At 63.9% G+C, this 20,002-nt stretch carries 18 protein-coding genes; 7 read left to right on the top strand and 11 right to left on the bottom strand.

The genetic code is table 11. The features are described from left to right. Window positions 1-76: 76 nt before the first annotated feature. Window positions 77-508 (top strand): hypothetical protein, encoded by a 432-nt coding sequence (locus tag J2W94_RS00760; RefSeq protein WP_310089695.1) that lies wholly within the window; start codon window positions 77-79, stop codon window positions 506-508. Beyond that, window positions 505-1,317, top strand: coding sequence for a DUF2145 domain-containing protein (locus tag J2W94_RS00755; protein ID WP_310089694.1), 813 nt, complete (start codon window positions 505-507; stop codon window positions 1,315-1,317). The genes J2W94_RS00760 and J2W94_RS00755 overlap by 4 nt, the downstream gene beginning before the upstream one ends. A gap of 30 nt (window positions 1,318-1,347) precedes the next feature. Here J2W94_RS00755 and J2W94_RS00750 read toward each other — a convergent pair whose 3' ends face one another. From J2W94_RS00750 to J2W94_RS00735, 4 genes are all read right to left on the bottom strand, one after another. Beyond that, a complete protein-coding gene (locus tag J2W94_RS00750; protein WP_310089693.1) occupies window positions 1,348-2,256 on the bottom strand; it encodes a DUF4097 family beta strand repeat-containing protein in 909 nt (302 codons plus the stop codon). A 10-nt stretch (window positions 2,257-2,266) separates the two neighbouring features. Further along, entirely contained in the window at window positions 2,267-2,752 is a 486-nt protein-coding gene (locus J2W94_RS00745; protein ID WP_310089692.1) for an anti-sigma factor, read from the bottom strand. Next, window positions 2,749-3,315 (bottom strand): RNA polymerase sigma factor, encoded by a 567-nt coding sequence (locus J2W94_RS00740; RefSeq protein WP_310091518.1) that lies wholly within the window; start codon window positions 3,313-3,315, stop codon window positions 2,749-2,751. Before J2W94_RS00740 ends, J2W94_RS00745 begins: the two co-directional genes overlap by 4 nt. Window positions 3,316-3,928: 613 nt before the next feature. Next, the gene (locus J2W94_RS00735; RefSeq protein WP_310089691.1) at window positions 3,929-4,528 is read right to left on the bottom strand and encodes a TetR/AcrR family transcriptional regulator; all 600 of its coding nucleotides are present in this window, start codon (window positions 4,526-4,528) and stop codon (window positions 3,929-3,931) included. A 156-nt stretch (window positions 4,529-4,684) separates the two neighbouring features. Between J2W94_RS00735 and J2W94_RS00730 the strand changes: the two genes are divergently transcribed. The 3 genes from J2W94_RS00730 (at window position 4,685) to J2W94_RS00720 (ending at window position 8,764) form a co-directional block, all read left to right on the top strand. Next, window positions 4,685-5,653: an alpha/beta fold hydrolase gene (locus J2W94_RS00730; protein WP_310089690.1), complete on the top strand. Its 969-nt coding sequence runs from the start codon at window positions 4,685-4,687 to the stop codon at window positions 5,651-5,653. After that, the gene (locus tag J2W94_RS00725) at window positions 5,650-8,130 is read left to right on the top strand and encodes an acyl-CoA dehydrogenase (RefSeq protein WP_310089689.1); all 2,481 of its coding nucleotides are present in this window, start codon (window positions 5,650-5,652) and stop codon (window positions 8,128-8,130) included. The genes J2W94_RS00730 and J2W94_RS00725 overlap by 4 nt, the downstream gene beginning before the upstream one ends. A gap of 157 nt (window positions 8,131-8,287) precedes the next feature. Beyond that, a complete protein-coding gene (locus tag J2W94_RS00720; RefSeq protein WP_310089688.1) occupies window positions 8,288-8,764 on the top strand; it encodes a hotdog fold domain-containing protein in 477 nt (158 codons plus the stop codon). Window positions 8,765-8,880: 116 nt separating this feature from the next. Here J2W94_RS00720 and J2W94_RS00715 read toward each other — a convergent pair whose 3' ends face one another. Together J2W94_RS00715 and J2W94_RS00710 are read right to left on the bottom strand one after the other, a co-directional pair. Further along, window positions 8,881-9,243, bottom strand: a complete 363-nt coding sequence (locus J2W94_RS00715) for a DUF1304 domain-containing protein (protein ID WP_310089687.1) — start codon at window positions 9,241-9,243, stop codon at window positions 8,881-8,883. Window positions 9,244-9,355: 112 nt separating this feature from the next. After that, window positions 9,356-10,729 (bottom strand): NTP/NDP exchange transporter, encoded by a 1,374-nt coding sequence (locus tag J2W94_RS00710; protein WP_310089686.1) that lies wholly within the window; start codon window positions 10,727-10,729, stop codon window positions 9,356-9,358. A 215-nt stretch (window positions 10,730-10,944) separates the two neighbouring features. Between J2W94_RS00710 and J2W94_RS00705 the strand changes: the two genes are divergently transcribed. Further along, window positions 10,945-12,537, top strand: a complete 1,593-nt coding sequence (locus J2W94_RS00705) for a GMC family oxidoreductase (protein ID WP_310089685.1) — start codon at window positions 10,945-10,947, stop codon at window positions 12,535-12,537. Window positions 12,538-12,552: 15 nt separating this feature from the next. Here J2W94_RS00705 and J2W94_RS00700 read toward each other — a convergent pair whose 3' ends face one another. The 3 genes from J2W94_RS00700 to J2W94_RS00690 form a co-directional block, all read right to left on the bottom strand. After that, window positions 12,553-13,452 (bottom strand): DMT family transporter, encoded by a 900-nt coding sequence (locus J2W94_RS00700; RefSeq protein WP_310089684.1) that lies wholly within the window; start codon window positions 13,450-13,452, stop codon window positions 12,553-12,555. A gap of 83 nt (window positions 13,453-13,535) precedes the next feature. Continuing rightward, window positions 13,536-15,437 (bottom strand): M48 family metallopeptidase, encoded by a 1,902-nt coding sequence (locus tag J2W94_RS00695; RefSeq protein WP_310089683.1) that lies wholly within the window; start codon window positions 15,435-15,437, stop codon window positions 13,536-13,538. A 571-nt stretch (window positions 15,438-16,008) separates the two neighbouring features. After that, on the bottom strand, window positions 16,009-16,614 hold the full coding sequence (locus tag J2W94_RS00690; protein WP_310089682.1) for a LemA family protein: 606 nt from the start codon (window positions 16,612-16,614) through the stop codon (window positions 16,009-16,011). Between the two features lie 81 nt (window positions 16,615-16,695). Between J2W94_RS00690 and J2W94_RS00685 the strand changes: the two genes are divergently transcribed. After that, the gene (locus J2W94_RS00685; RefSeq protein ID WP_310089681.1) at window positions 16,696-18,117 is read left to right on the top strand and encodes a serine hydrolase domain-containing protein; all 1,422 of its coding nucleotides are present in this window, start codon (window positions 16,696-16,698) and stop codon (window positions 18,115-18,117) included. Window positions 18,118-18,175: 58 nt separating this feature from the next. Here J2W94_RS00685 and J2W94_RS00680 read toward each other — a convergent pair whose 3' ends face one another. Together J2W94_RS00680 and J2W94_RS00675 are read right to left on the bottom strand one after the other, a co-directional pair. Then, complete coding sequence (locus J2W94_RS00680) at window positions 18,176-18,712, bottom strand: SRPBCC family protein (protein ID WP_310089680.1); 537 nt, start codon at window positions 18,710-18,712, stop codon at window positions 18,176-18,178. A gap of 118 nt (window positions 18,713-18,830) precedes the next feature. Continuing rightward, window positions 18,831-19,265, bottom strand: coding sequence for a hypothetical protein (locus J2W94_RS00675; protein ID WP_310089679.1), 435 nt, complete (start codon window positions 19,263-19,265; stop codon window positions 18,831-18,833). Window positions 19,266-20,002 lie beyond the last annotated feature (737 nt).

Raw genomic sequence — 20,002 nt, 5'->3', positions numbered from 1 at the left:
GGCCACCTGGTAGAAAGATGTTGAGTTGCGGCGAAGGGTGCGCAAGCTGCAGTCGAACCGAACCCGGAGTTTGATCATGCTGCATCGCCGCCTCACTTTTCCGGTCCTGGTATTGGGCGTGTTGACGACCGGTTTCCACGGCCCAGTTAGCGCGCAATCCAACCATGTCAGCGATGCCTCGGCCGCCAGCCTGGACGCTTCGGTGCAAGTCCCGGTCGCCGTTTACGATGCGCTGAAGGCTGGCGCCCATTTCACCGTGATCGCCGTGCAGGCCAGCGCGCGCGGCACGGTCCTGACGATTTCGGTCGCGCCGGCATTCGGTTCCATCCTGCTGGCCGGCCTGGTCGAACCCGATTACAACCTGCTTTCCGGCTCGCCCAAAACCAGCGTGGGCACGGCGCTGGTGGTTTCGGGGGGCTTGCTGCTGATGGTGGGCAGCACAGCGATCGCTTTCATCCCCGAACCGAGCGCGCGCGCCCACATCCATAGCCGGCGGATCAGCCCATGAGGCCTGCTGCCTGGTTGCTGGCGCTCTGCCTGGCGTGGCCACTGGCCGCTCATGCCGGGACGCAATGCGAAATCCAGCCGGCCACGCCGCAAAAGCTCGCCGACGCCACCGCCACCGCGATGCGGGTGGTGGCGGCGCTGGAAGAGGCCGATGCGCCCGTTGCGCTGGTCGCGCGCGTGGGCACCGATCTTTCCAAGCAAGGTCTGGTTTACAGCCATGTCGGCTTCGCGCTGCGCGACCACGACGATGGTCGCTGGACGGTGTTGCACCTGCTCAACGAATGCGGCACCGCACGTTCGGCCCTGCATGCGCAGGGGCTGGTGAACTTCTTTTCCGACGACCTGGTGAATCAGGACGCCCGCATCGTCTGGCTGCAACCGGCGCTGGCGCAGCGTCTGTCCGATCACCTGCGCGGACTTCCGCAGAATGCTTTGCACGAACAGGCCTACAACCTGATCGCGCGTCCCGGCAGCGGCGAGTACCAGAACTCCACCGCCTGGGTGTTGGAAACGCTGGCGGCGACCGCTTCGACGCCGGAACTGCAAGATCGTCGCGCCGCATACGTGTGGGCGCAACGTGATGGCTTCAGGCCCGATACTATCCATATCGCCTACACAAAGCGCGTGTTAGGCGGACTGTTCGGCGCCAACACCCTCTTTACCGACCACTCCGTCGGCACCCGCCTATCAGGCGACTATCCGATCGTCACTGTGCGCTCGATCCTGCGTTATCTGGAAGAGCAGGGTTACACCGTGCGCACGACCGAATGGCGCGATGGCCGATTGCAGTCCGTTCCGGGCTCCATTTGAGTGCGACAGTGGCGCCCGGACTCTAAGAAGTCATTCCAGCCTGAGTTCCGCATTGCCCGAGAACGTCTCGAGGTGGATCTCGCCTTCGCCCGCGCCGTAACGCGTACTGAAGCTTGAACCAGGACCATGTTCCGGTCTCTCGATCCTCGCACCTGGCGCCTTGAGATCGCCGCTGAAACTTTCTCCGCTGACTTGCGCGGAAAGGTTCTTGGGTAGCGTCAACCTCAGGCTGCCGCTGACGCTTTCCATTCTGATCTCGCCCTTGGACGCCAGCCCCGTACGGACCTCGGCGTTTCCACTGACGGTGCTGGAAGAAAGCTCGCGGACGCGCTCGCCGTTGACGGCCACATCGATGTCGCCCGACACGGTTTCGGTCCTGATCTCGCCGTTCATTCGGCCACGTAGGATGATTCCACCGCTTACGGTTTGCGCCCGGACATCAGCGCTGTTGACGGTCAACCGCAGGTCGCCGCTGACGCTTTCCACATCGACCTCCCGGGGCGCTGCCGCAAGCATCACGTCTCCGCTGACGTTTTCGATGGACAGCTTGGAAGAGGCGACGCCGGACACATCCACATCCGCGGAGACCGCGTCAATGTCCAGTTCCGCGCGTACCGGAACCATCAGCTGCAAGTCGGTAGGCCCGGACTTGTTGCCGCCCCAGCCGCCATTGCTGGGATATTGCACTTTCACCACCAGATGCTCGGAATCGCCCTCTACCACCAGCTTTTCCACGCCATCGCCGAGGGTGCCGGAAATCTTCACTTCGTTACGGTCCCAGGCGCGCACCTGGATGCGCCCCTTGATGTTTTCGATGTCGACACGACCCTGCGCATCCAGCGGGCGGGTCTGATCGATGGGTGTGGCGGCGCCGGCTGCCGCAGAAAGCGCCAGCAGCGGAAGGAAGAACAATGAAGCGACAGGGGTTGTGTGGCGCATGGGAATCTCCTCAGGTCATGATCGCGCGCTGCGTCAATTGCAAGCGTCGTGCGTAGGTGCGGCGAAGTTGTTCGAGCAGGAACGAGGCGTTGGGGTCTCGGTCGATGGCAGCGAGTATCTGCGCCGCGCTGCGATCGAGTTCGCCGAACGCGCCGTGCATCTCAGGTTGGATATCGCCTTGCTGCAAGTGGGCGAAAGCGCGTTCGTAATCCAGCGCCATGGCGACTGCTTGCTGACGGATCAAGGGATTGCCGGCGGGCGCCTGCTGCGGTGCGGCGGGCATCATCTGCCAGACCACGCCGACGGCAAGCAGCACCGAGGCCGCCATGGCCCAAGGGGCGAACCGCCGCGCGCGCGATTTGACCGGCACGGCCGCTTCCTGCGGCATCGCCGCTATACGCGCGGCGATGCCCGGCCACAGATCAGCCTGCGGTTCCACATCGCGACGCAGCCCTCGCAGCTGCCAACGCAGGGTCTCTTCCTCTTGTGCGTTCATACCTCACCTCCTAAACGTCCGCGCAGCAACTGCCGCGCGCGGTGCAACTGCGCCTTCGAACTGCCAACCGCCATACCCAGTTCATTGGCGATTTCTTCGTGTTTCCAACCTTCCACGTCGTGCAATACCAGCACCGCGCGAGCGCGCGGCGGCAGCGTGGCGACGGCGCGTTCTAAATCCATCGAAAGCGCGGTGCCGTTGCCTGCGGAATCCGCCATGCCCAGGCCATCGAGCGCGTCTTCGTCTTCGTCGAAGCGCGGACCGCCGCGGCGGCTGCGCAGCTCCATCAGCGCGGTGGTGACCGCCAGCCGATGCAGCCAGGTGGAGACGGCGCTTTCGAAACGGAACTTCGGCAGCGCCTGCCAGGCGCGGACGAAGGCTTCCTGGGTCAGGTCTTCCGCGCGCACCCCTTGCACACCCACCAGCCTGACGATGACGCCGTGCACGCGTCCGGCATGACGGCGGTAGATCGACTCGAAAGCGCAGGCATCGCCTGCAGCGGCCGAACGCGCCAGCGCGGCATCGGTAGCGGCGGCCACCTCGGCGGTGGTCGTGTCGGTCATCGATTCGCTCATGGCAGCGGTCAGCATAGACATTGGGATGCGGCAATGGGCAGTAAGGTTTAAGGCGATCCATCAATAAAACCAATGTTCACGGTTCTGGACCTGCTTTTGGACCTGCTTTGGCTCTGCTCTAGCGGCCCCGTGAGGCGCGGCAAGCGGGCCGGGATAAACCCCGCAGGGGCGGCGCACAGGGATGTGCGCCGTTTCCGGAGGCGCAGGAGGCGCCTTACGGAAATTCCCGGCCTGCTTGCGGACCCAGCGGCTTCATCGCTGGGCGCGACGTTAGGGTGTGTTTCTTTGGTTACTTTCTTTGCACAAGCAAAGAAAGTGACTCGCGCGCAGCGCGGCTTTTAACAGCCGAACGGCTGATCAATGATTTCCTTTGAAGTAATGGTGGAGAACGAAGCAAGATCAAGAGCACCCCTCCTCAATCCTCCCCTGCGCTGTGCGCAAGGGAGGAGGCAGAAGCAAGTGCAAGATCAAGATCAAGATCAAGATCAAGATGGATCCCAGCTTGACCAGCTGCGCTGTTGAAGGCCGCTGGGATGACATCATTATTGTTCGTGAGAGGCGCTGGGACCCCGCCTTCGCCGAGACGACGAAACCAGCGAATTCAGTTCGGGATCAGCGTACTGATCACGTGCTCCACATAAGCTTCGAACTCTTCGTGATGCAATCGCGGCTGCTGCAACTGCAGGGCCAGCTGCAGGAAGCCCAAATAGGCCGAATACGCCAGGCGAGCGCGGTGCTGGGCCTCGGTCCGGCCCAAGCCGGCCTGGCGAAAGGAAGCGACCAGATACTCCAGGCGCCGCTGCGAAACCCGGTTGATCACCGGCTGCACCGCCGGATGATCCAGCGCCTTCAGCAACTCGCTATAGATAACGTGCGGTTTGACTTCATGGGCGACCAGCAGGAAGAGCTCGCGCAAGCGCGCCCGCGGATCCGGCACGGCTTCCAGGCTACCGAACACGCTTTCCTGTTCGATCGCTTCCCAACGTTCCAGCGCCGCCTGTAAGAGCGCGTCGCGCGATGGGAAATGCCAGTAGAAGCTGCCCTTGGTGACGCCCAACCGACGCGCAAGCGGTTCCACCGCTACCGCCGCGACCCCTTGTTCGGCGACCAGATCCAGCGCGGCCTGCGCCCAATCCTCGGCGCTGAGACGTGCGGGCCGGGAAGTGTTGGCTGAAGCCGATTCGGGCACATTCGCTGTCATATTTCACATTTAACCATACGCCGAGGTTTGTTGCGGTATGTTTTACCGCCTTGCGTCGAACATCCCTGAAATCAGCAGCTTGCAGCGGCAAAGATCTGGGCGGCTGACGCCGAAACCGATTGACTACTCTAAATTGTGAGATCCATACTAGCCCGTATGGTATCCACCTCTTCCAAGCTTTCCTACGACCCGCTGCCAGTGCAGTTGAGGACGCTGACAGGCGCCGGCGGCCTTCCCCTCGCCGCTACCGCATTTCCCACCGCCTCGCCCTTGCAGGCTTCCAATACCTTGCTTTTCGCGCACGGCTTCGGCCAGACGCGCGGCGCCTGGCAACGCAGCGGCATGGCGCTGGCGGCGGAAGGCTACGCCGGACTCTCCTATGACGCGCGCGGTCACGGCGAGTCGGCACGCAATCCCATGGATTTGCCTTATGCCGGCGAACAACTCGCCGACGACCTGATCATCGTCGCCGGCGAACATGTGCAGCCGCCGGTGCTGATAGGCGCCTCGATGGGCGGGTTGTTCGGCATGATTTCAGAAGCGCGCTGGCCAGGCCTGTTCCGCGCCATGGTGCTGGTCGACATCACCCCGCGCTGGGAAGAAGCCGGGCTGCAGCGCATTCTCGGTTTCGTCACCGCGTTCCCGCAGGGCTTCGATTCGCTGGACCACGCCGCCGACATCATCGCCGCCTACCTGCCGCATCGCCGTGCGCGCAAATCGCCGCAGGAACTGCGCGAAGTCCTGCGCGAAGGCAGCGACGGTCGCTGGCGTTGGCACTGGGACGCGCGCCTGATCGACGACCTGGTGCGCGACTGCGCGCAACACCAGGACGACATCGTCGACGCGGCGCGCGGCATACGTTGCCCGGTGCTGCTGATCAGCGGCGGTCGCAGCGACCTGGTTTCGGCCAAGACCGTGGAAGAATTCCAGGCGCTGGTTCCTCACGCGCGTCACGCGCATTTGCCGCAGGCCACGCATATGCTGGCCGGCGACGACAACGACACGTTTACCAGCACCGTGCTGGAATACCTGGCCGATCTGTCCACGGCCGACGCAGACGCAACCGCACTCAACGCCACAGGCGAATCCGCCGTCACCAACGCCGCACCCGGAGCCACTCCATGAGCATCGTCGCCCCCTTCCTCGCCTTCCTGCTGGTCGGTGCGTTCGCCGCCTACCACCGCATCCGGCTGGCCTACTGGGCCGCGATCACCGCCACGCTGCTGGTCGCATGCTGGCTGCTGGGCGCCAATCACACCGCGACCCTCGTCGCCGCCGTGCTGGTCGCGCTGATCGCGGTGCCGCTGCTGATCCCCGCTATCCGCAAACCGCTGGTGACCGCGCCGCTGCTGAAGTTCTTCCGCAAAGTGCTGCCGCCGCTGTCGCAGACCGAACGCATCGCGCTGGAAACCGGCTCGGTCGGCTTCGAAGGCGAGCTGTTCACCGGCGACCCGGATTGGAACAAGCTGCTCAACTACCCCAAACCGCAGTTGTCGGCCGAGGAACAGGCCTTCCTCGACGGGCCGGTGGAAGAACTCTGCCGCATGACCAACGACTGGGAAATCACCCACGTCCATGCCGACCTGCCGCCGGAGCTGTGGGCCTTCATCAAGAAGAACAAGTTCTTCGGCATGATCATTCCGAAGGAATACGGCGGCCTGGGTTTTTCGGCGCTTGCGCACCACAAAGTTATCCAGAAGATCGCTTCGGTCTCCAGCGTGGTCAGCTCCACCGTCGGCGTGCCCAATTCGCTCGGCCCGGGCGAGTTGCTCAACCATTACGGCACCGATGAGCAGAAGGACTACTACCTGCCGCGTCTGGCTGCGGGCGAAGAAGTGCCCTGCTTCGGTCTGACCGGCCCGTTCGCCGGTTCCGACGCCACCTCCATTCCCGATTTCGGCATCGTCTGCAAGGGCGAGTGGAACGGCGCCAACGTGCTGGGCGTCAAGCTGACCTTCGACAAGCGCTACATCACGCTGGCGCCGGTGGCCACACTGATCGGCCTGGCCTTCCGCATGTACGACCCGGACAAGCTGATCGGCGACACGCGCGACATCGGCATCACCCTGGCGCTGCTGCCACGCGAAACCCCGGGCGTGGAAATCGGCCGTCGCCATTTCCCGCTCAATTCACCGTTCCAGAACGGTCCCATCCACGGCAAGGAAGTCTTCATCCCGCTCAGCCAGCTGATCGGCGGCGTGGACAAGGCCGGCCTGGGCTGGAACATGCTCAACGAGTGCCTGGCCGTGGGCCGTTCCATCACCCTGCCTTCCACCGCCAGTGGCGGCGCCAAGGCCGGCGCGCTGGTCACCGGCGCCTACGCGCGTATCCGCAAGCAGTTCGGGCTGTCGGTAGGCCGCTTCGAAGGCGTGGAAGAAGCGCTGGCCCGCATCGGCGGCAAGGCTTACGCGATCAGCGCGCTGTCGCAGGCCACCGCGGCGGCGGTCGACCGTGGCGACGTGCCGTCGGTGCCGTCGGCTATCGCCAAATACCACTGCACGGAAATGGGCCGCGAAGTGTCCAAGGACGTGATGGACGTGGTTGGCGGCAAGGGCATCATCCTGGGGCCGCGCAACTTCGCCGGCCGCAGCTGGCAGGCCGCGCCGATCGCCATCACCGTGGAAGGCGCCAACATCATGACCCGCAGTCTGCTGATCTTCGGCCAGGGCGCGATCCTGTGCCATCCGTGGGTGATGAAGGAGATGAAGGCCGCGGGCAATCCGGATCAACAGGCCGGCCTGGAAGAGTTCGACCGCAATTTGTTCGGCCACATCGGCTTCGCCATCTCCAACGCGGTGCGCTCGTTCTGGTTCGGTTTCACCGGCGCCAAGATCGGCTCGGCGCCGGGCGACGACTACACACGCCGTTACTTCCGCAAGCTGGATCGCTATTCCGCCAACCTGGCGCTGATGGCCGACGTGTCCATGTTGTTGCTGGGCGGCAAGCTGAAGTTCAAGGAATCGCTGTCCGGACGCCTGGGCGACGTGCTGAGCCACATCTATATGACCAGCGCCATGCTCAAGCGCTACCACGATGAAGGCGCGCCGGTGGCCGACCAGCCTCTGTTGGCCTGGGCCTTCCACGACAGCGTGCACAAGATCGAACAGGCCCTGTCGGCCGCGCTGCGCAACTTCCCGATCCGTCCGGTGGTGTGGCTGCTGTGGCCGCTGATTTTTCCGTGGGGCCGCCGCGCCGTCGCTCCCAGCGACCGCCTGGGCCACCGCGTCGCCGCCTTGCTGATGACGCCGAACGAGGCGCGCGACCGCTTGGGCGAGGGCGTATTCCTCACCCCGTGCGAAAACAACCCGGGCGGCCGCATCAACAGCTACCTGGCCAAGGCCATCCTGGCCGAGCCGGTGGAACGCAAGTTCATCAAGGCATTGAAGAACAGCGATATCGAAGCGCTGGATTTCGCCTCGCAGCTGGACGAAGGCGTGCACGAGGGCTGGATCACAGCCGATGAACGCAAGCAGCTGGAAGAGCTGCGCGAGATCACGCTGGAAACCATTACTGTGGACGACTTCGATGCGCATGAACTGCGGTCGGCCGGTTACTACGACAGGCATCGCGCGGAGAGCGGGCAGTCGCGCGAAGCGGCTTGAGGTTTTAAGCCCTCCCCTTGCGCAGCAGAGGGAGGCTGGGAGGGGGTGCTTTTCGCGCTGACTTTCAGATTACTGCCGGAAGCAACAGCAAGATCAAGAGCTACCCCTCCCCAACCCTCCCCTGCTTCGCAAGGGAGGGGGCCAAGCAAGGGCTTCCATGAGCGCTTCAGTACTTCGGCTGTACAACAGCATCACCCGCAAGCCTTTCGGCCATTGGTTGTTCTCGCGTCTGATCTGTTTCAAGGCGCCCTACTTCGGCAGCATCAAGCCGCGCATGACCATGCTTGAGCCCAACCGCGCCGAGGCCAGCATCGCCCATCGCCGCAGCGTCACCAACCACCTGGGCACCGTGCATGCGATCGCGCTGTGCAACCTGGCCGAATTCATCGCCGGACTCATGACCGACGTCAGTATCCCGGCATCGATGCGCTGGATTCCGAAAGGGATGAGCGTGGAATACCTGAAGAAGGCCGTCGGCACCCAGCGCGGGGTGGCTACGCCGGAATTCCCGCCGTACGAGTCAACCGAAGGTTACGAGTTGCCGGTCGACGTGGTGGTGACCAATCCGCAGAGCGATGTGGTATTCAAGGCGCGCATCTCGATGTGGGTTTCCCCCAAACCCGCCCGCGCCTAGGGCGACGGCCTAGGGCGACGTGGGAGCGGCGTCCCGCTGCGAGCTCTTGATCTTCAATCCAAGCGAAAAAGCTCGCGGCGGGACGTCGCTCCCACGGTTCATGCGCGAATACGCAATCAGACCCCGCGAGTCAGACACCACACGGCGATGATGGCGGCGATGGCCGGCACGCCCTGCACGAAGAAAATGCGCTTGTTGACGCTGTACGCCCCATACAGCGCAGCGACCACCACGCAGCCCAGGAAGAACAGCACCACGTTCCACTGCAGGGTGCACAGCGCCCAGAGCAGTCCTGCGGCAAGGAAGCCGTTGTAGAGCCCCTGGTTGGCAGCCAGCACGCGGGTGGTCTCGGCCTTCTCCGGCGAATTGCGGAAAGTCTTCAATCCCAGCGGCTTGGTCCACAGGAACATTTCCAGGACCAGGAAATAAACGTGCAGCAGCGCAACCAGGACGACCAGGATCTGGGCAAGGATCAGCATGGGGCACTCCGCGGCATTGGATGGTCTTCAGCATAACCAACCGCGCGCGCTGCCGCTGACTCTGCCGCTCTGCCGGCGCAGCCGACCGGCGCGAGCCAGGCCGGCCAGAACCTCAGGACGTTCGTTCGCCGGCCTGCTGCCGCGACTCGTCATGGGTGCGCTCGGACGGCAACTTGGCTGCCTCGCGCAGCAGCCGCCACGCGCCGAAGGTAAAACACGAAGCCACCAGCAGGCCCGCGCCGAACACCACGCTGGAGCCGAAACCCGACAGCAGCTTGTGCACCCAGACGAAGGTCAGATCGCCGCCGCGATAGATCACTGTGTCGATGGCCGCGCCGGCCTTGTAGCGCCACTCGCGGTCGACGCGGGTGTAGAGGGTTTCGCGCGCCGGCTTGGCCAGCGAGAACTCGCTGGCGCGCGTGACCACCTGCACGATGGCCACCATCAGCGGCAATGGCGACGCGGCCAGGATCGAGAACCCCAGGATGATCGCGCAGCCGGGAATCAGTAGCGCCGGGGCGATGCCGTAGCGCGACAGCAGCAGACGCGTGAACAGCAACTGCACCACCAGCGTCAGCGCGTTCACAGCCAGGTCGAGCGTGGCGTAGAAAGCGGTGCTGGCGGCAGGATCGGTGTAGAACTTGCGCACGATGGCGGCCTGCTCGTTGTACAGCAGGGTGCCCACGCCGACGCCGAATACCACCATCACCGCCAGCCATCGGAGCAACGGTTCGCGCACGATCAGTTTCAGGCCAGCCAGCACGTCGCCGCCCATGGGTTTTTCGCCGGTGACGACGCCGCGTTCCTGTTCGCGCGCCACCGCCCACAGCCGCAGGCGCAGCAGGCAGACCACGCACAGGCAGAGGAACCCGGCCGAGATCAGCATCAGGTTGGCGATGCCGATGCTGCCGACCACACTGCGGGTGATGATCGGCCCCACGAACGCGCCCAGGGTGCCGGCCGCACCGATGTAGCCGTAGTACGCCCTGGCTTCGACGTTGCTGAAGACATCGGCCATGAAACTCCAGAACACCGCCACCGCGAACAGATTGAACACGGTGATCCACAGGAAGAAGGCCATGCCCCGCCCCGGCACGCCGCTGTCGAAGAGCACGTAGAACAGCAGCAGCGTGGCGATGAAGAATCCGTAGACCACCGGCAGGAACACCCGCCGCGGATAACGGCTGACCAGCGCGCCATAGACCGGCTGCAACAACAGCATGATCAGGAAGGTGCAGGTGAACAGCACCTGCAGGGTGAAGTCCTTCAACGGCATGCCGCGCGCGGCGAAGAATTCGATCATCCGCGGCGGGAAAATCGCCGCGACATCGCTCGAGGCGCCCATTGCCTCGCGCACCGGGCGCAGCACGTAATAGCCGCTGAGCAGACAGAAGAAATACAGGAAGGCCCAGAGCAGCGGCGGAGAATCGCCCAGCGCGGCGCGGAAGCGACCGAATGGGCCATCGCGCGAAGGCGACTGGCTCATGGGTGGACGCACCTGTTTTGGCTTCGCTTCGCGCGCATCGGTCCGGAACTCAGAGGCCGCCAGCGCGCACGGTATCCGATGCACTGCAACATCGCCAGCGGTGGCAAGCCCAATCCCCACCAGCTTTCAGTCGCTTAGGCGCCGCGGCCCACGCACAGAGCATTTGCTCTACCTCCGGCGGCTAGCTTCGCCGCACTCCTGCAACAGGTCTTGGCGTGTACGACTACATCATCATTGGCGCCGGTTCTGCTGGCTGCGTGTTGGCAAACCGCCTTTCCGAAGACCCCGCCGTCAACGTGCTGCTGCTGGAGGCCGGCCCCCGCGACTGGCATCCCTTCATCCACATGCCCGCTGGACTGGCCAAGCTGGTCGGGCAGAAAGGTGTGAACTGGAACTACGACACCGCGCCCGAACCGCAGCTCCACAATCGCCGCCTGTGGTGGCCGCGCGGCAAGGTGCTGGGCGGTTCCAGCTCGATCAATGCCATGTGCTACATCCGCGGCGTCGCCAGCGACTACGACGACTGGGCGACCGCGGGCGCCGAAGGCTGGGACTGGAACAGCGCCCTGCCCTACTTCAAGCGTTCGGAACGCAACTCCCGCGGCGGCGACGCGCTGCACGGCGACGGCGGGCCGCTCTATGTCTCCGACCTGCGCTACACCAACCCTCTGTCGTCGGTGTTCATTGAAGCCGGGCAGCAAGCGGGTTTCCACCATAACCACGACTTCAATGGTCCCGAACAATCCGGCGTGGGTCTGTACCAGGTCACCCAGAAGGACGGCGCGCGCTGTTCGTCGGCCGTGGCCTACCTGCAACCGGCGAAATCGCGCTCCAACCTGGACGTGATGACCGGCGCGCTGGTGCGACGCATCCTGCTGGAGAACGGCCGCGCCGTCGGTGTGGCCTATGCCAGCGGCGGCCAGGAAATCCAGGCGCGCGCCGAACGCGAAGTACTGCTGAGCGGCGGCGCGATCAATTCGCCGCAACTGCTGATGCTGTCGGGCATCGGCCCGGCCGATCATCTGCAGGAACACGGCATCGCCGTCGCGGTGGACTCGCCCTCTGTGGGTCGCAACCTGCAAGACCATCTGGACATCTGCACGCTGCAGCATTGCACCCAACGCGTGACCTACGATCGGGCGGGCGATATCTCGATCGCCTACAACTATTACCTGAAGAAGCACAGCGGCCCAGGCAGCAGCAATATCGCCGAAGCCGGTGGCTTCCTGCGTTCCTCGCTGGCGCCGGATGCGCGCGCCGACATCCAGCTGCACTTCGTGCCAGCGATGCTGGACGACCATGGCCGCAACCGCCTGAAGGGCGACGGCTACACCCTGCACGCCTGCTTCCTGCGCCCACGCAGCCGCGGCCGGATCGCGCTCAACAGTTCCGATCCTCGTGCCGATGCGCGCATCGAAGCGAACTACCTGAGCGACGAGGAAGGTTTCGACCTGAAGATGATGCTGGAGTGCGCCAAGCTGTCGCGCGAATTGTTCGCCCAGAAGGCCTTCGACGCCTATCGCGGCGCGCCCATCCAGCCGCCACGCAGCGACCTGAGCGATAACGAGCTGGTCGAGTTCATACGTTCCAAGGCCGAAACCGTCTACCACCCGATCGGCACCTGCCGCATGGGCAGCGACGAGACCGCCGTGGTCGACAACCAGTTGCGGGTGAACGGAGTGGAAGGCCTGCGCGTGATCGACGCTTCGGTGATGCCGACGCTAATCGGCGGCAATACCAACGCGCCGACCATCATGATCGCGGAGCGGGCTTCGGACCTGATTCTGGGCAAGGCCGTGTTGGGCTGATTCGATTCGAGCGGATCACCCTGTTGCAGGCACCTGGCCGGAAGCTCTGGTAGCCAACCACACGCCCACCGCCGCCAACAAGAATCCGCCCAGCTTCAGCAGCGTCAGGTGTTCGCCCAGCAACAGATGCCCGAATACCGCAGTGACAGGCGGCATCAGGAAGAACAACGCGGCTACTCCCGTCGCCGCGTCGCGGCGGATCAGCAGGAACAATAATGCGAATCCGCCGACCGAGTTGATCAGCACGGTCCAGGCCAGCGGTTCGTAGAACGCCATGCTCGCCTCGTAGCGGAATCCTTCGGCCAGGGCCAGTGGCAGCAAGGCGACTGTGGCCACGCCGTTCTGGATCGCGAGGCCGAGGCGCAGATCGATCTTCGAGGAATAGCGCTTCTGATAAAGCGTTCCCATGCTGATGCCCGCCAAGCCCACCGCCAATGCAATCCAGGCCCGCAGTGGCGTCGCGCCGTCCACGCGGTCGGCCACGACCAGCAACACACCGGCGAAGCCGAGCAGCAAGCCGCACCATTGCGCCAGCCCCAATCGCTCGCTGCCCGCAAGCATGGCCAGAAACGCCACCAGCAGCGGCATGATGCCGATCACCAACGCCGTCACGCCGGCGCTCGCGCCCCAGCCCATGGCCAGGTAGACGCCGCCGAACTGCATCGACAGCATCAGCACGCCAGTGATCATGCTATGCAGCACATCGCGTCGCCCGGCTCGCGCACCCGTCGCCAGTGCAAGCGCGGCAAACACCAGTCCCGCCAATCCAAAACGCCATACCAGTGCGGTGAACGGGGCCGCATGGCCCAGCATCAACTTGCCGGCTATATAACCGGTGCACCAGACGACGACGAACGAAATCCCGAGCACGGACAAGCCGTTGCTGCTCTGGGCGAGTGGCGAGGAATTGCTCATTGCTTGTCCACGATGCGCCGATGCGCATCATCCTTCCCACCGGCCATCGAGTCATCACGACTTTGGTCGGTTGCCGACCCCGCTCATCCGCGCTCGAGCATCGCCGGCAACGGGCAATGCAGCACTGCGCAGATCGTGCGCAGCAGTTCGGATTCGGCCACGCTGACGCGTCCGTCATTGCTGATCGCTGCGGTGATCGCCTCCACCATCACCTGCTTGGCCAGCGGATCCAGCGCGTCCAGCCCTTCCCATACGCCCTCCAGCGTCAGCACGCCTTCGGCCGGCGGCGCATAGGGAAGATGATCGCGTGGCAGCACGCGCTGCAGACCGCTCAGATAGGCATGCTGGGCGGCCATGGCATTGCCGTTGCCAGACTGCGCCACCACCGCCAGGAGGGTCGCGAATTCCCGTCTGACGTTGCCGGGCTTACGGCGACCGAAGCGGGTGTAACGCGCCGGATCCAGCGATTCGCGCACTTGCACTTCAAGCAGCTTGCCCAGGCAATATTCGAACAGCGACACCTGGCCATCGGCATGCACCATGGCATGGACGGCGGCGAGGAAGGCGTCGAGCTCCGGCCGCGGTCGCAGGCGCAAAACGGGGAAGGCAAGCGACGCCAGCGGCAACCGCAGCATCGGGTGCAGGGACGCTAGCTGCTGCGCGCGCAACGACCAGGCCTGCGCGGCGACCGCCTCGCCCAAGCGTGCGGCGACTTCGATACGCTGGTTAGCGGCGATGGCAGGATTGTCGTCGATCAGCAGGCCCAGCAGAAGCGGCATGACGCCTTCGCGCTGCGCCGTCAACTGGCGCAGCTCCGGCGTCAACGATTGCGCGATGCTGTCCGCGCGGCGGTAGTCGTCCTCGGCAGGCAGACCCACCTGCGCGGCGATCATCGGCGGGGTGACGCTGATTTCCCGTGCCAGCGGCGGCAGCGGCTGCGGTGCGGCGGCCAGACCCAGCGCCAGATCCTCCTGCATGCCGTCGGGCGGCGCGGCCATCCAGCGCGTGGCGAGTTGCTGCAGCTGCTGCTCGTTGAAAGACGGATCCAGCAGCCGGATGCGCTCCACCAGCGGCGGATGGGTAGCGAACAAACCGGACATCGACAGTCCTTCGCCGAACAGCATGTGGCTGACTTCCTCGGCCTTGGCTTTGTCGGTGAGTTGCGAACCTTCGTGCAGGCCGCCGATCTTTTTCAACGCGCCTGCCAGTCCCTCGGTCTGGCGCGTGAACTGCACCGCCGACGCGTCGGCCAGCAATTCGCGTTGACGGCTGACCCCGGCCTTGATCATGCGCCCGAAGAACGCGCCGATGCTGCCCACGACTAGCGCGACCAGGGCCACGCCCAGAATCGCGCCGCCGTTCTTGCCGCCGCCACGGCCGTAGATCAGCACGCGCTGGCCGATGATGCTCAGCATCATGATGCCGAACAGTGTGCCCATCAGGCGGATGTTGAGGCGCATGTCGCCGTTGAGGATGTGGCTGAACTCGTGCGCGATCACACCCTGCAGCTCGTCGCGGTTGAGCCTTTCCAGCGCGCCGCGGGTCACCGCCACGGCGGCGTCCGAGGGCGAGTAGCCGGCAGCGAACGCGTTGATGGCCGCCTCGTGCTCCATCACATAGAGCTTGGGCACCGGCACGCCGGAAGCGATGGCGATTTCCTCCACCACGTTGCGCAGGCGCCGCAGTTGGAAATCGGTGGTGTTGGCGGGCACCTCGGTTGCGCCCATCTGCAGCGCGACCGATTCGCCGCCGCCGCGCAGCGACGCCATGCGATACATCGAACCCAGGCCGACCACCAACACCGTACCGACCGTGCTCACGAACAACAGCACCGCGATGCCGCCCGCACTTTCCATCTGCGTACCCAGCAGCACCAGCACCGCCAGATCCACCGCCAGCACGATCCCGCCCACCGCCAGCGCGAACAGCAACACCATGCGGGTAGAACTACTGCGTGCCTTGGCCTGGTGCTCGAAGAAGTTCATAGAGGGAGTGATGCCCGAATTAGTTCGCGATTGATGCTGGTTTTCTTTCTGCTCTGTTCTGCTTTGCTTCGCTCTTGTCTTTTTTGCTTTTGCTCTTCGGCTTTCGACAATCCCCGTGAGGCGCGGCAAGCGGGTCGGACAAACCTCCGCAGGGGCGGCGCACAAGGATGTGCGCCGTTTTCGGAAGGGGCAGGATGCCCCGTCCGAAAATTCCCGGCCTGCTTGCGAACCCCACGGCTTCATCGTGGGGCGCGCCGTTAGGGCGGCTTTCTTTTGGTTACTTTTCTTTGCCGTTCAAAGAAAAGTGACTCGCGCGTAGCGCGAAACGCTTTTGCTCTGCTCAGACAGATGGCGCCAAGAGCGCCCCCATCCGCCTTCGGCACCTTCCCCCGCAAGCAGGGGAAGGGCTCTTACTTTGTTACTACGAGCGCGCAAAGCGCGGCTCTCAACAGCGAAGCTGGTCAACGCTTTGCTTTGATCGGATGAATCGCGCCAAGAACACCCATACCTTCCTTCGGGGCGTCCGCCTTCGGCACCTTCCCCTCTGCAAACAGGGGAAGGGCTGCTTCGGTCAGAACTGCACCTTCGGTGCTTCCCGCACTTCCGCCTTGTCCGCCGGAATATCCAGCAACGCCGCCGGCGCGAAATTGAACATCCCCGCCAGCAGGCTGGACGGAAAGATCTCGCGTTTATTGTTGAACGCCATCACAGAATCGTTGTACGCCTGCCGCGCGAACGCGACCTTGTTCTCCGTGGTGGTCAGCTCCTCGGTGAGCTGCATCATGTTCTGGTTCGCCTTCAGGTCCGGATAGGCCTCGGCCACCGCCAACAGACGCCCAAGACCCGCATTCAGTTGCCCCTGGGCCGCGGCCAGCTCAGCCATCGCAGCGGGATCGCCCGGATTGGCCTTGGCGGCAGAAAGGCCCGACTGCGCGGCGGCGCGCGCGGCGACCACCGCTTCCAGCGTCTCGCGCTCATGGCTCATATAGCCCTTCGCCGTTTCCACCAGGTTGGGAATCAGGTCGAAACGGCGCTGAAGCTGAACGTCGATCTGGGCGAACGCGTTCTTGAACGCGTTGCGGGCAGTGACCAGCCCGTTATAGATGCCTACGCCCCACAGCCCGACCACCACCACCGCAACGCCGACAATCGTCAACAATATGAACAAGATGGTCATCGAACTTCTCCCCGTTTGTGCAATTCCAAAAACCGGCGCTATTATCCGGAACAGAGACAGCTTACGCAGGCGCGACAGACGATGAAAGACAACAGCAATTCGCGGCCTGCACGGTCCATTCGCATCGGACTGCTGGGCCTGCTGCTGCCGTTGACGCTTTCTTCCACCGCGCAGACTCCGATCCGCTGGAGCCAGCAGACTCCCACCGTTGCCTCCGCGCCCGTCTCGCCCGCTCCTACTTCGCCTGCTCCTACTTCGCAATACCGCTCTCCCGCACAACCGCAGGCTTATCGCACCAGCCTGGCCACCCAGCGCGTGATGCCGTTGGCGCAAGGGTTCGACGTAGCGGCATTCGAGAACATGGCCAATGCGCTGACCGTGGGCGAGCGCGTGCCGGGTCTTGCCATGGCCATCGTGCAGAACGGACGCGTGCTGAGCGCGCGCGGTTATGGCGTGACCGACGTGAGCGCGCCGCAATTGGTGGATGGACATACCGTCTTCCGCCTGGCGTCGTTGTCCAAGGCTTTTGCCGGCACCATGACCGGTCTACTGGTCAACGACGGTTCCCTGCGCTGGGACAGCAAGGTCACCGACTACGTGCCCGACTTCCAACTCAGCGATCCTCTGGCGACGCAGCGCGTGACTGTGGCCGACCTGCTCAGCCATCGCGTCGGCCTGCAGAGCCACAACGCCTTCGACCGCGACATCGAGTCCAATGCCGACTATTACGGTGTTTCAAGAAAGCTGGCCTACGCGCCGCTCGAATGCGCGCCCGGACAATGCTATGCCTACCAGAACGTCGCCTTCAGCCTGATCGGCGACGTGGTGTTCGCCGCCACCGGCAGCTTCTACGACCAAGCGGTGGATCGGCGCATCTTCAAGCCGCTGGGCATGAACGACGCCAGCATCGGCCTGACCGGCATCGAGAGCAGTTCGCGCTGGGCGCGTCCGCATGTGCGCAGCCGCAACGGCTGGGTATCGATGATGCCCAAGCCGACTTACTACAAGCTTCCGCCGGCCGCAGGCGTCAATGCCAGCGCAAGCGACATGGCGCAGTGGCTGATCGCGCAGACGGGACACCGCCCCGATGTGCTGCCTGCACCGCTGTTGGCGACCCTGCACGCGCCGCTGATCAGCACCCCAGGCGAAATGCGCGCCGGCTGGCGTCGCGAACGCGTCTATTCGGCGAGCTATGCGCTGGGGTGGCGCGTATTCGACTACGCGGGGCACCAGGTGGTCTTCCACGCGGGGGCCGTGCAAGGTTACCGGGGTCTGGTAGCGCTGGTGCCGGAACGCGATTTCGGCATCGCCATCTTGTGGAACAGCGACAGCAGCGTGCCCTCCGGGCTGCTGCCCACCATCCTGGATCGCGCGATGGGCTTGCCCGCGCAGCAGTGGCTCGACACGCCGATCGGCAGCGACCTGCTGATGGCCGAGTCGTCCGACACCCCCGCCAACGAGAGCGGCAGCTCTTCGAGCAAGGCTTCGGCCTCGCCTAAATAAAGCCGCATTCCATTTCCGACGCCAGGCCGGCGTCGGATCGCGAGCGGCGCTCCCTTCTTCAGCGCGGTCCGCTTTCCAGCAAGCCTTTCAGTTTGGCCAGACCCTTTTCGTAGTCCTTGCCGACCATGCCATCGAGCAGAAATGCACCGAACAGGCGATTGATCGGGTTGTAGCCATGCTCGCTATCCAGCGACCAAGTCACCCGGGTTCCATTCCCGTCCGGAGTCAATCGGAAAGTCGCCTTGGCCTGGCTGCCGCCGAAGTCCAGCGCGTTGACGATCCTGCCATCGGGCACGCTTTCGATGATTTCCTGGCTGCCGCTACCGACCGAACTATTGCCCACCCAGGCCAGCTTGGCGCCGATGCCCGAGGCGGGACCGCTATAGGTGTACTTGGCGGAGGGGTCCATTTCGAACCAGGGCGACCATTCGTTGAAGCGGCCGAAGGAATTGAGGGTGGCGAATACCTCCGCCGGCGGGCGTTCGATGACGGTCGATCGCTCCAGGTGGGAGCTCGCCGGCAAGAGCAGTCCGCCCCCGCCGATCAGCACCGCTAGCACCACCACCACCCACACAAGCCATTTCAGGATTCTCATGCGCGATCTCCCCTGGGGCCTGGGCGAAGGCTACACCCTTAACCCATAAAAAAACTCCCTCCCCGCTGGGCACCGGGGAGAGAGTTCTATGGCTTACAGGTAATCGGGATTTCTTTTTTTAGATCAGCGGAGCCGGGGTGGGCGGCAGCGCTACCGGAGCCTTTTTCTTTGCCTTTTTGGCAGGCTTCTTGGCGGCTTTCTTAGCAGGCTTCTTCTTGGCAGCCTTCTTGGTAGCTTTCTTAGCGGCTTTCTTGGCCGGCTTCTTGGCTACTTTCTTGGCGGCCTTTTTAGCGGCCTTCTTGGCTGGCTTCTTCTTGGCTACTTTCTTAGCGGCCTTCTTAGCGGTCTTCTTGGCTGCCTTCTTAGCCGGCTTCTTCTTGGCTACTTTCTTGGCGGCCTTCTTCGCTACCTTCTTGGCTGCCTTCTTAGCCGGCTTCTTCTTGGCTACTTTCTTGGCGGCCTTCTTTACTGTCTTCTTCACGGCCTTCTTGGCTGCCGATTTCTTGGCGGCTTTCTTGGCGGGTTTTTTCTTAGCAGCTTTCTTCGTTGCCATGTTATGGCTCCTCGTCAGTGAACTATGGATTGGTGAATCCGTTTACAAAGCCCAGTTGCAATGGAACGCCGCGGGAGTCGGACCCGCAGGCAGCCGCCGTCGCGCCAGGCGCGTCGGAACGGATGGTGGCAAGCCCGGCCAGGAATGGCCGCGACCTGTTCGCGCCGGTCGGCGCGGATGAAAAAACACCCGCGTCGCATACGGCGCGGGTGCGGTATCGGGAATGGGTCTGGGTTTTCGTCGGGGAAGCGAAGCCTGCGTCCGTCATGCCGAGGGCGCGGGTGGGGGGCCGTTTTGTTTTGCTTATTGTCGCGATGACTCGGCTCACTTGCTTCCGCAGAAACGTCTGCTGGGGCGAAACCTAATCACGCTTTTTCGATGTGTCAACAGTTTTGCAAAAATATTTTCGGCCCCGCCCCGACCGCGATCCCGCCGCCAGGACGGAGAACTTCCGCGCATCGCGCCGACGCCAGCGCGCCGACTTCCGCATCGCGGCGACGCTGCATTCAAAAACGCCGCGTTTAATGCGGTTTTTTTGTGACGGCGCTTTCGTGCCGACGTACGCGCGCTTGCGATCCGCACCGTGCCCGCGTGTCGATGCGACGCCTTCCGAGGAGTGAACGGCCACGTTTTCGACGTTGCCGCGAACCGCTCGTTTCGGCGTCGCACCAGTCCAAATGCGCGGATTTGCGCAAACTTTTTCCGCCGCCGAACGTCGTCGCCGAGACTTCGAAGAC

The sequence above is a fragment of the Pseudoxanthomonas sacheonensis genome, from assembly GCF_031455975.1.
GTDB classification, from domain to species: domain Bacteria; phylum Pseudomonadota; class Gammaproteobacteria; order Xanthomonadales; family Xanthomonadaceae; genus Pseudoxanthomonas_A; species Pseudoxanthomonas_A sacheonensis_A.
Note: the sequence above shows the minus strand (reverse complement) of the source record. Positions and strands in the feature narration are given on the sequence as shown.